The sequence below is a fragment of the Pedobacter sp. genome (assembly GCF_035566355.1).
In the GTDB taxonomy this organism is placed as follows: Bacteria; Bacteroidota; Bacteroidia; order Sphingobacteriales; family Sphingobacteriaceae; genus Pedobacter.
Window position 1 is genome coordinate 1 of record NZ_DATMRL010000449.1, and the last position, 10,716, is coordinate 10,716.

Consider the following 10,716-nt stretch of genomic DNA (forward strand, 5'->3'; position numbering starts at 1 on the left):
CTATGAAATTCTAATGCTGGTGGCAGGTCTTCTGACTTACTTCCGGTGGTCTTGCCTTCCCATTTAAACCTATGTTTAAACAGTGGCGGAGAATTAGACCCCCGTTTTGAAGCTTACAGCTGCGGGACAGTTATGGATTTACACCATATTCCCTTTTAATCCTGAAATTCTACAATACCAGGAACCAAAAGCGCTGCAAAGGTATCAAATTTGTGAGCCTTCGCAAATAAATCTCATTTTGTTATCTTTAAAGGATCAATAGACCTTCAATATGTTTAAAAACATCACCTTTTTACTCGGCATACTTAGCCTGAATACCATGGCACAGCGAACAGACACTGTATTTTTAAAAAAAATGATGGAATCCAAACCAGAATTGTTTTCAACTGTTCTGGATCATCCGCAAAAGCACGAAGTTCAGGTACTGTATACTCAGATCAATAGGAATAAAAACAACAAACCTACTTTTAAGTCCTTTAGTTATAACCTCAATGCACACCATTATTTCTATCCGGCCAGTACAGTTAAACTCGCCGCAGTGATATTCGCGTTAGAGAAACTGAACGATTTGAAGATAAAAGGTCTAACTGTACAAAGTACGATGTTTACAGACAGCAGTTACCAGGGCCAAACCAAAGTACGCCAAGATCTGACGGCTGAAAACGGATTGCCCTCTTTGGAACATTATATCAAAAAAATTCTGCTCACCAGTGATAATGATGCTTTTAACCGACTGTTTGAATTTATTGGCAGAGCAGAAATCAATGCCAAATTAAAGAAGTATGGATTAAAGAACAGCCGGATATTAAACCGGCTGGCTATAGGAGATTCAGGAGAACCTGCCAAGCACACCAATCCCATCCGGTTCTATAACGGAGAACAGCTGGTCTACAGTCAGCCAGCGCAATATGACCCTAAAGAATATCCACTGCAGCTCGGTAACACGCTCATGGGAAAAGCCTATTTAGACAGCAGTGAGCACCTGGTCAATAAGCCATTCAGCCTTGAAAACAAAAACGCCTTCTCTGTTGCTGATCAACAATCTTTAATGAAAAGGCTGATTGCACCGGAAGCCTATCCGGCAAATGAACGTTTTCACCTTAGCCCTTCAAATTATAAGCTGATCTATACTTATATGAGTAAACTGCCTACAGAAAGTGATTACCCCAAATATGATCCGAAAGAATTTTGGCCAACCTATGCTAAAATGTTGTATTACGGACGAGAAAAAGATGCGCAACTCCAGCCCGATCTCAAAATCTTTAATAAATATGGCGATTCGTACGGCTTCATCATCGACAATGCTTATTTCAAAGACACCAAACATCAGGTCGAATTCTTTTTGACAGCAGTGGTTCAATCTAATGAAGACGGCATCTTCAACGATGGAAAATACGAGTATGAGACCATCTGTTATCCTTTCATGAAAAACCTGGGCAAAATGATTTACGCCTATGAACTGGGCAGAAAATAAATCACTTATTTCTCCTCCAGTAAACGTTTTTCTATGTCTTTCAACTTTTCGGTCTTGTCTTTTGGCAAGACCGGAAATTCAAGCTTCATTTTCTCCAGGGTATCAACAATAATCTGACTGATGGCCAAACGGGTATACCACTTTTTATCTGCAGGAATAATGAACCAGGGTGCTTCTTTTGTAGAGGTTTCCTGGATTGCCTCTTCATAAGCTTCCATATATTTATCCCAATACTGACGCTCTACAATATCCCCCTCTGAAAACTTCCAGTTCTTTGTACGGTCTTTAATCCTGTCCAGAAAACGTGCTTTCTGCTCATCTTTAGAAACATACAGGAAGAATTTCAGGATCACAGTTCCATTCCTGCTCACATGTTGTTCAAAATTCCGGATGCTTTCGTAACGTTTCTTCCAGAAATCTTTATCTATATTTTTGACATCGGTATAACCAGGAATATTCTCTGCAAGGATATACTCGGGATGAACTTTGCATACCAGTACATTTTCGTAATGAGAACGGTTATGGATGCCAATTTTTCCGCTTTGAGGCAAGGCCTTATAATGCCTCCATAAAAAATCGTGACTGTACTCTTCTGCACTTGGTGTTTTAAAGCTGTAGACCTGACAACCCTGTGGGTTTAATCCAGACATCACATGCTCTATAGCACTGTCCTTTCCTGCAGCATCCATCGCCTGAAAAATAACAAGCAGGGAATGGGAATTTGCCGCATATAAGGTTTCCTGAAAATCGTCCAGTTTATCTTTTACCTCCTGAAGCTCCATTAATCCGTCCTCCTTATCTAATTTTCCGGAATAACTGGTTGAATAGTTTTTAAGAGATATCTTAGTTCCAGGCTCTGCGAGATATTTTTCAATGTCTTTCTTCATAGGGTAGAATTTAAATCTTTTATATTTTAAAAGATGATGCGCTTTTAAAACAAAAGGATGCTCATCTCAATAATACTAAAATTTCAGTAATTAATTCAAAAGACCAGGGGTAACTTGATGAAATAAAAGGCCAGCAAAACGATTCGTTCTACCGGCCTCTTATTAACGAGAGCAATCCGTTTTTCTAAATTAGTTTTTCTGACCTGTAAAAGTAATTACGCTCTGCGCGGGGATAGTTAAAGTAAAGCTGCCATCTGACGCCACTGTAAGTGGGCTGCCTTGCTGCCAATGCGCGCTACTGGTTCCTGTCGTTTGATAACTGTTTAATGTTCCGGCCGAAAATCCCTGAAGGTGCAGGGTGGTCGTTATGCTTTGTGTACCAGGATTAATAGCGACCAGGCTGAATTTACCTGTTGCCGGATCTTTGTAAGCAGAGACCTTAAGGTCTGAATTGTTCTGCACCGTTGCCCCGAACCGGAAATATCCGGCATGTACATAGCGGGAGAATTGCCCCATGACATCGTAGGTCTTTGGAAAATCCAGAGAACCATCACCATTGGTACAAATTAAAGATTCATTGTTTCTGATGGCCAGCATGCCCAACCAGTAGATAAAGGCATTTACGTTGCATTCTGACATAAACTTATGCATACTCGTCGCAAATTTCAGCCCACCTGTAATCGTGTTATCATAATTACCACTATCATCAGATGTTTCTGTCATCCAGACCGGTCTGTTTCCAGTTGCATAATTCCAGGTCACCGGGTTCTGGTTCAGCCCCCGTTTACCTAAAATCAGATCCCCCATTTCGACGTAACCATGTCCGGCGAGAATATCCACATTACTTTTATCCATACCAGCGAGGAAAGAATTAGCCGTTCCCCATGCTGCATTTTCTGAAGAGATGATCTTTGTACCGTTTAATCCTTGCTGATTCAAGGCTGGTCTGAGGTTATTGGTTACAAATTGACCGAGATGGCTGGAATTCCAGTAAGACGCATCCCAGTCTGAAAATACATTCTCAGGCTCATTACAAGGAGATATTCCATAAAAGTTCACACCTTCAGTTTGAAACGCTTTTGCAAAACCCGCCAGGTAATTTGCAAAATCAGTAGAACTGGTGTTAAAATTTAATCCATTAAATCCTTTAGCACTCTCACTGCTGGTATTGGTCTTCATCGACAATGGCGGAGTCCAGGTACTGGCAATAGTGATTGGGACCTGGTACCTTTCCTTTATTTTTTTCAGGATCCATAATTGTCCCAATTGTTCTTTCTGAACATCTGTAAGAGAAGTATAAGCACTGCTGGTTACATCAACATTGATATCTGTCCCTGCAGGCTTAATAGTGACTACACCTGTTTGCTTATTAAAAGCATACGTGTGCAGTACTTTACCCCGGACAATGTTTAACTGTAAGCCCTGTTGGCCCCATAGATACCCCATAATGCTATCCCGTTTTGAAGATTCAAAAAATGGGACGATACGACCTCCAAATGCTCCAAAACCATCAATACGCTGGTAGGTTTGGTCCCAGTTCAAAGTAATGTCTGCGCCACCTGCAAGAGCAGCCGTTGTTGATGTCTTTGCAGACATTTTAAGACGCTGTTCCTTTGAGATCAGCTCCTCTGCAGAATTCTTTTTGCAGCTTGCAGCCCCAAGCGCAATCATCGCAAGCAAGGAGATGTTAATTGTTTTAAACGTCATAGAAATTGATTTTTTAGTTAATTTATATTTAGAAAAAAATTAGCTACTCTAACCAACCAGTCTATGGAATTAAATCTCCAGCTCCAGGTTTGACATAAAATTAGTGGAAGGCAAAGTATCTTTTGAATGGTTTTTTCTCCTATTCTGATACTTTTTCTTCCACTATTTCATATCATCTAAACTTTTAGAAAATACTCAAATTTTCAATCGGGTGAGAAAATCACCTTTGCTCATGCCATACATCTATCTTTTGTTTTCCATTCCTTGTAATCTCAAAAGGACCTGGCGAAGGATTGGCCAGGTTTCTTTGATTACCCAAAAAATCCGTGTCAATTTTTATTTTTGAGCCATCTGTATTTTCAAACAACAAATTGGGAACAACTGCCTTGCCTAATAATGCTGTGGTAACCAGTTTCCTTTTTTGTTGACTTAGCCAGCTTTTATCCAATCTGATTTCCAAAAACACGTTATGACCTTCTGTTGTCAGTTTTGTACCTGCATCAAAATTTTCATCAGCAATAAAATTCTTTTCCTCCGCATCCTTATCTCTTACGTTTTTCATCTTCTCTTTAGCCTCGGCACTGATCTCACCAAAACTTCTTTGTTTATCACCCGAAATTGCCCTTATTGCACCTTTTACATAGACATTTCCATCAAAAGTTACCGGCAGGATGTTCTTTTTGTATTGACCGGCGTTCCCACCATCCACAAATAAATTGTTCACAAACTGAATATCGCCAGCAGGGTTATCATGCAGTGCAACCACGTAGGTGGAATGGGGCTTATGATAAGGCGTTAACCGACTATCATAGGAAATAACATCCATTTTTCCAGCAAATATATTATGCACAAATGCAGCGCCACTGGAGTTCATCAGCAAACTGGTTTTAGACAATAGAATATTATTGCTCACCAGCATAGGTCCGTGGTCTACTTCCAAAAAGATATCCAACCCGTTTTCGTGCATTAAATTGCTTTTCACCTGCACACCCTGTGCCATCCAATCCAGCCATATACCCATATTGGTACGATAAATATGATTGTTGCGGATCTGCACATCTATTGCACCGTGAAATTTTATGCCCGCCATTTCCGCACCATCAAATAATTTCCTGACATGAATATCATGAATAGTATTCCCCTCTACGATACTAAACGCACAACCCATACTCCCCACAATGCCTGTTTGTTCGCAATAGGCTATTGTATTGTTGCGCACCAGATGTCCGCCAATTGTCCCTTTGTTCCACCCAAATTTTAATGCCCTGTTGATGGTACCCACATAACCTTCTGCCGATTCGGTTTCTTTATTATCGAAAGCGTCTCCGTATTTACCTAATGCAATACCCACACATTTTGAATATTGGATAATATTATTTTCAATAACCCAGCCCCGGCTCCAATTCGTACCAATCAGGCCCATCTGTTCTGCTGTAGGTGGTGCCCAATTGGTGGCTGCATGTTCCATGGTAAAGCCTCTAACAGTGATGAAATTGGTAAAGGGCTTTTCAGGATAAAAAATCTTTTGACGAACATTGATCTCGACAGTTTCTTTGTTGGGATCTACATTCTTAAACCGGGCCCAGATGGTGGTATTTTCCGCATCTACATTTGCCCACCAGAGGGGTTTCTTTTCCTCAGCTGTTTGGTCTACTTCTTCCTTCGACAGGGCTTCCATCAACCAATCGCCGTTAAGATACACGGCTCCGGTATGAAACCTGCTACCCTTAGGTGGCCAGTACCAATCGCCATGGATTAAATCACTATAGGGGTTAAAATTCCCGAAGAAACTATTCGGTATTTTCACCACCCAGGTATCATTCTCTGCCTTTTTCCAACCTTTTACAATCTCCGAGCCCTTAATTTCAACCTTCTCTCCTTTTTCGGTCTGATAAACAATTCGGTTCTCTTCTGAATTGCCACCACGCGGGGGAGTAATTTGCTCACGATAAACTCCGGTATGAACCGTAATCACGTCACCTGCCATCGCTACATTGGCGGCAGCTGAAATGGTCTTAAATGGCTTTGCTTTGCTCCCGTCGTTTGTATCATTGCCACTTACCGATACATGATATTCTTTACCCCGTTCGGATAATTTTGTTGCAGCCGGAATTTGCGCCAGCAAACTCAAAGTTGCAAACACAAAAAATAGAAACAGTAAATTTCGCATATCAGAATCTTAAGTTTATATGTTGTTATTTTGAAATAGTTTCTGCATTACCAAGCATTTTAACAATGAACCGGTTGGATAATTCCTTTTCCTCAGGAAATCCGCAATCAAATTTCAGGACATGTTTTCCGGTTTTAAGACTTGGGATCGCTTGTTTCAAGGCAATATCTCTTACAAAACCACCTTTTTTGTTGTACAGTTTAATCTGCGTTCCATCGCAAACAACTGAATTTCCGACTTCATATTCACCGGGTAATTCCAATTTGAAATATCCGTCAATTTCTATCCATGGATTGCTAATACTTCCTTCTTTACCCATAAAAGTTAACGTGAAATTGAGTGGTTGTTCAACATCATTATTTGCAAATTCCCATTGCGAAAAAGTTGGTTCTCCTGGTTGAAGGACTTTTTTCTCGTGTTCAAATTTGTATTTCTTAAATGGGTACAATTTCCATCCCTGTTGATTTCTTTCCAGATGAAAATCATTTTCCGGATTTTTCAATCGGACAATCTGATCTTCCGAGAAAATTTTTGATCTGTAGGCCTCCTGCCAAAGCTTAACTAAAGCCAGTAATTGGCTGGTATTTGGATTTTTTTGAAGATTTTTATATCTGGCAACCAAGGCAAAACCAGCATTGTAACCGGCCGCACGAGCCATCATCCATTCGATATCTTCTGCTGTAGTTGTAGAAGAAAGTAAAAACCATCCCAACATATTAGGCATATAATTGCGCTCCAGAAAGGGTTGGTTTTCTAAACGAAAATCACCCTGAGACTCACGAAATCCCCCATACCATGGCTCTCCCCAATTCCAATAGTGACAAAGATGCCAATAATAATGACTGGACCGGCTGGTTCCATTAACCAGGGTATGCTTCGTATCTTTAATCACTTTATCGGCAAAAATCTGTATCCCGTAATCCCCTTCTCCCGATGATAAACAACCCTCATGCCCATCGAAATCCATCTGTGAAACACCGGTCTGGTTAAAGAAACGGCCCAAATTGCCTGCTATTTCCTGCTGCAATTCGAAATTTGGAAAAAGGGTATTATAAGGATAATCGAACAACATCCCTGCCTTTTCCCCTTTAGAATGATCAGACGCCTTTGTACCAAATACCCCGCGCTGACAATCCAATAACTTATAAGGAGCTTGTGCAGAAACCGCTCTAAAACGAATGATTTCATCTCCAATTTTAACCGCATGCAGTGTGCTGGATTTGATATCCCTGAAGTATTGGTCGGAAGCCACCGGCATTTCACCTGCTGTAGTACTTATATTTTCGGTCAGAACTGATGAACCGGTTATCGAAAGGCGCTGATCAGGAATGGGGGATACATAAGGGTCATTGGTATTGATAAAGGTACTCAAGGTATGTACCCCAATCCGGATGCCCTTTTTTGTCGCTTTATCCACACACATTTTCATACCGGCAATGCCATTCGGAAAAGACTTTGGATCCAAAATAAAATGGCCCCAGGACTGGAATGGCCCTTCGTGGTAAAGTGAAGCAAGGCCCGCTTGTTGCGTATAATCCAACATCGCATCTACCGTCTTTTCATCAAAATCAGAAATCAGGTAAGCCCTTCCGGTTTCAGGCGACTGCTTAAACCAAACACCATTGATCAGTGCATGAGGAAGACCTTCTGCCAATTCAACTGCACCTATACGCGACAAAACCTCTGGCTCAGCACAGCCAAACAGTGCAATTTTTGAGCCCAATGTTGTTTCATTGGGAATTGCCTGTACAGGCATTTCCGGACGCCCCCAGACGGTTAGTTTTCTATCCACTGAACGATCCAAACTAAAAGCCTGCAAACTACTCCCATAGGTTTGCGCTACAGCTGTAGAGCCACGGGATCCGGTTGTTTCTACAGATCCTTCAGAATTTTTCAAAACACCACCAAGGGTTTTTGGGTTCAAGGCCTGGATACCGACAGCGTATACACCATCACGAACTACACCTACAACTTCGCCAATAGTTTTACTGATTATTGTTGGATAAGGTCCCCATATAACAGCATTCACTTTATCATTCGCGTCGATTTTAATCAGTTCAAAAGTTAAATGTGTTTTTTTCTGAACCACCTTTACCTGAGCCGTAATTTTTACAGGCAGATAAAGAAGTGAAATAATTCCCGACTTAAAAGTCGCATCTGTGGGTTCATACCAATTATCACCAACCCTGATTTTAAGCAAAGGAGCTTTCTCACCCATTGCTAAATAATTTTTACCCGAAACAGGATTCGACAATGTAGTCAGTTGCCCCCTGGCAGACAAACTCAGGTTCAGACCTGCGCTCTTCAGACCTATTTCTTGTGCCGAAACGCTGAGGTATTGGATCAGGATGATAAAAAGAAAGCCAATTTTTTTCATATTATTTTTGGTTTACAACTATTTTTTGAACATCAGATCCATAACCCCCATCCCAGTTAAAGTGATCGTTTCATTCGCTTGAAATACTTTTCCACTATTTCTATCCACAAGTTGCGATGGCTTTATACTATGCCATTGAATTCTGGTTTGTTGAGGTAGTGTTTCGGGATTGTAAAGTCGAATCATAAAGCCTCCATCCTGCTGAGGCGTTACACTGGTCACCACAATATGATTATCGGTCAGTTCAAATAACCCTCCGTTAACGAACACAGATTCATTGACTGGCAATGCCAATAAGGGTTGAGTAAATTCCATTCCCATTTTTTCAGTTTCAGAATAGCTAAACTGACCATGTGGTCTTAATGCATAGCTAAAACGAGCTGTCCCCTCCTGATCGGCTTTGTAATTGGTATGCCAATAGTTATTCATTACATAACTGAACCAATTTGAAGTTGGGGCACCTTCTTTTTTCCATTCTTTATGACCTGGAGGTACTGTATGCCGTTCATCGATCATAGCACCAGGTTCAACCAGGGGCGCCTCAAGCAGCATCCACTGGACACCTTTATCTGATGAATTTACATCCAGCCATCTCCTCCCGTACAAATAATCCATGTTTGAGCCAGGCAACTGATCGGTCAGGTAGCGCATACTACCATAACCGGCATCGACTACTGTTTGATCAAAAGATGCATGGAAAGGAAATCCGAAATGAACAGCTTCTTTATTACGGATCGATTTTTTGTCCACTATATTTTCAACTTCAATTTCACTGCTTCCTGCGTACAAGTTGATTCTTCGCTCAAGTTTATTGGTACCTGGGGCTGAGGCCACCATGCTGACAGACTTCAGCACCGGACCATTTTCCACTACCTTTACCTGCACATCAGCATTTGTAGCCGCATCAGCAGGGTTTAGGCCTGCTACGTACCAGTAACTGTTTAATCCCTGACGGTTAAAAACACCGGCATAATTAAAATCATCATTGAGGTTTAGCTTCAGCAAGCTACCATTTGTTTTATCCCATTGCACGCTTACATTCCCGTTGGAAAGCGTTTGATCAGTTAGCCGAAGTTTAGAGGTTGCCCCTGGCACCCCTGCATCCGAGAGCTCATAAAATGCTGTTCCTAAAGATGGAACATCCTGCGCAATAAACACATAACTTCCATTGCTCAATTTTTGGATCGGGTGTAATTTACCAGCTGCGTCCTTGACTGCGTTAGCCTTAGTGCCAGCCGGCAAGACAACAGGCCCGCTTCGCTTCCATGACAAGGTATTGAAAACAGCGATTTTTCTTGACTTGGTAGTGTTGAAGGCTTGCAACAAATCCTTCTCCAGGGAATGAATCTCTTCATCTGCATCGAGCATAAATTGCTTCTTAATGCGCCATTGTTCAGTTACAAAAGGAACATCGGGCTCCGTGATACTGTTATGGGCGCCCCAGGTATGTTCATGAAACATAATGATATTTTTCCAGGCCTCATAAAACCTCTCATTGCTATATTGCTTTGGATTTAACATGGAATAGAGTGTGGTCAGCTGTTGCAAACGCAAACTATTTACTCTGTTTTTTCCTTCTTCTGCGGCCGTAGACGCTGCTCCATCTTCCCAATATGGAGTAATGTCTCCTTTTACTACCTGAAGCTGAGATCCATACTTCTGCTCAAACTCCTTAAACATTTTGTCTGTTGTGTTCAATACAATTTTAGGAGAGGAATATTTTTGATTCCATTGATCGACAAAACGAGAAATTGCCGTATCAATTGGCCCGTTATCTGCAACCACATTATAGCGCCATTGCACCATTTCATAAGGATAATTATTCTTATCCAGTTCATTCAGATAAGCTGCAATTTTACCAGGACCCCGTTTAAATATACCCCCGGGAGCCGTTCCATGCCACGATGAATAGCCTTTCGCACCTGTCCAGAACAGAACCTTTTCTTCGCCAGAAGGGGACGCCCACCAAACCGGCTTATCTCCCCAGGTTTTAACAAAATACCCGGCCCTATCTCCCAGATATGGATGATTTTCGCCCATAAAATTAGGACCACTCGAAAAATACCGAACCCCGCCTTTAGACAAAGCCGTTACTGTTGTC

6 protein-coding genes and 1 riboswitch are annotated in these 10,716 nt (G+C 41.4%); of the genes, 1 reads left to right on the forward strand and 5 read right to left on the reverse strand.

Annotation, left to right across the window (positions count from 1 at the left end; translation table 11 throughout):
- Positions 1-4: 4 nt before the first annotated feature.
- Positions 5-204: riboswitch (cobalamin riboswitch) on the reverse strand.
- 67 nt (positions 205-271) lie between these two features.
- A complete protein-coding gene (locus VNZ46_RS17330; RefSeq protein WP_325561301.1) occupies positions 272-1,474 on the forward strand; it encodes a serine hydrolase in 1,203 nt (400 codons plus the stop codon).
- Between the two features lie 5 nt (positions 1,475-1,479).
- Here VNZ46_RS17330 and VNZ46_RS17335 read toward each other — a convergent pair whose 3' ends face one another.
- The 5 genes from VNZ46_RS17335 to VNZ46_RS17355 all read right to left on the reverse strand — a co-directional run.
- Positions 1,480-2,361 carry a polyphosphate kinase 2 family protein gene (locus tag VNZ46_RS17335; protein WP_325561302.1) on the reverse strand — a complete coding sequence of 294 codons (882 nt, stop codon included), beginning with the start codon at positions 2,359-2,361 and terminating at the stop codon, positions 1,480-1,482.
- Between the two features lie 189 nt (positions 2,362-2,550).
- Positions 2,551-4,068, reverse strand: a complete 1,518-nt coding sequence (locus VNZ46_RS17340) for a glycoside hydrolase (protein WP_325561303.1) — start codon at positions 4,066-4,068, stop codon at positions 2,551-2,553.
- Between the two features lie 220 nt (positions 4,069-4,288).
- Positions 4,289-6,238 carry a DUF1565 domain-containing protein gene (locus tag VNZ46_RS17345; protein ID WP_325561304.1) on the reverse strand — a complete coding sequence of 650 codons (1,950 nt, stop codon included), beginning with the start codon at positions 6,236-6,238 and terminating at the stop codon, positions 4,289-4,291.
- A 25-nt stretch (positions 6,239-6,263) separates the two neighbouring features.
- The gene (locus VNZ46_RS17350) at positions 6,264-8,615 is read right to left on the reverse strand and encodes a hypothetical protein (RefSeq protein WP_325561305.1); all 2,352 of its coding nucleotides are present in this window, start codon (positions 8,613-8,615) and stop codon (positions 6,264-6,266) included.
- Between the two features lie 18 nt (positions 8,616-8,633).
- A partial coding sequence (locus VNZ46_RS17355; protein ID WP_325561306.1) for a glycoside hydrolase family 38 C-terminal domain-containing protein occupies positions 8,634-10,716 on the reverse strand: 2,083 nt, incomplete at its 5' end.

What these genes read in the sequence shown, in the direction of transcription:
- VNZ46_RS17330 (WP_325561301.1), top strand. Translation starts at nt 272, where the DNA reads ATGTTTAAAAACATCACCTTTTTACTCGGCATACTTAGCCTGAATACC.
- VNZ46_RS17335 (WP_325561302.1), bottom strand. Translation starts at nt 2,361, where the DNA reads ATGAAGAAAGACATTGAAAAATATCTCGCAGAGCCTGGAACTAAGATA.
- VNZ46_RS17340 (WP_325561303.1), bottom strand. Translation starts at nt 4,068, where the DNA reads ATGACGTTTAAAACAATTAACATCTCCTTGCTTGCGATGATTGCGCTT.
- VNZ46_RS17345 (WP_325561304.1), bottom strand. Translation starts at nt 6,238, where the DNA reads ATGCGAAATTTACTGTTTCTATTTTTTGTGTTTGCAACTTTGAGTTTG.
- VNZ46_RS17350 (WP_325561305.1), bottom strand. Translation starts at nt 8,615, where the DNA reads ATGAAAAAAATTGGCTTTCTTTTTATCATCCTGATCCAATACCTCAGC.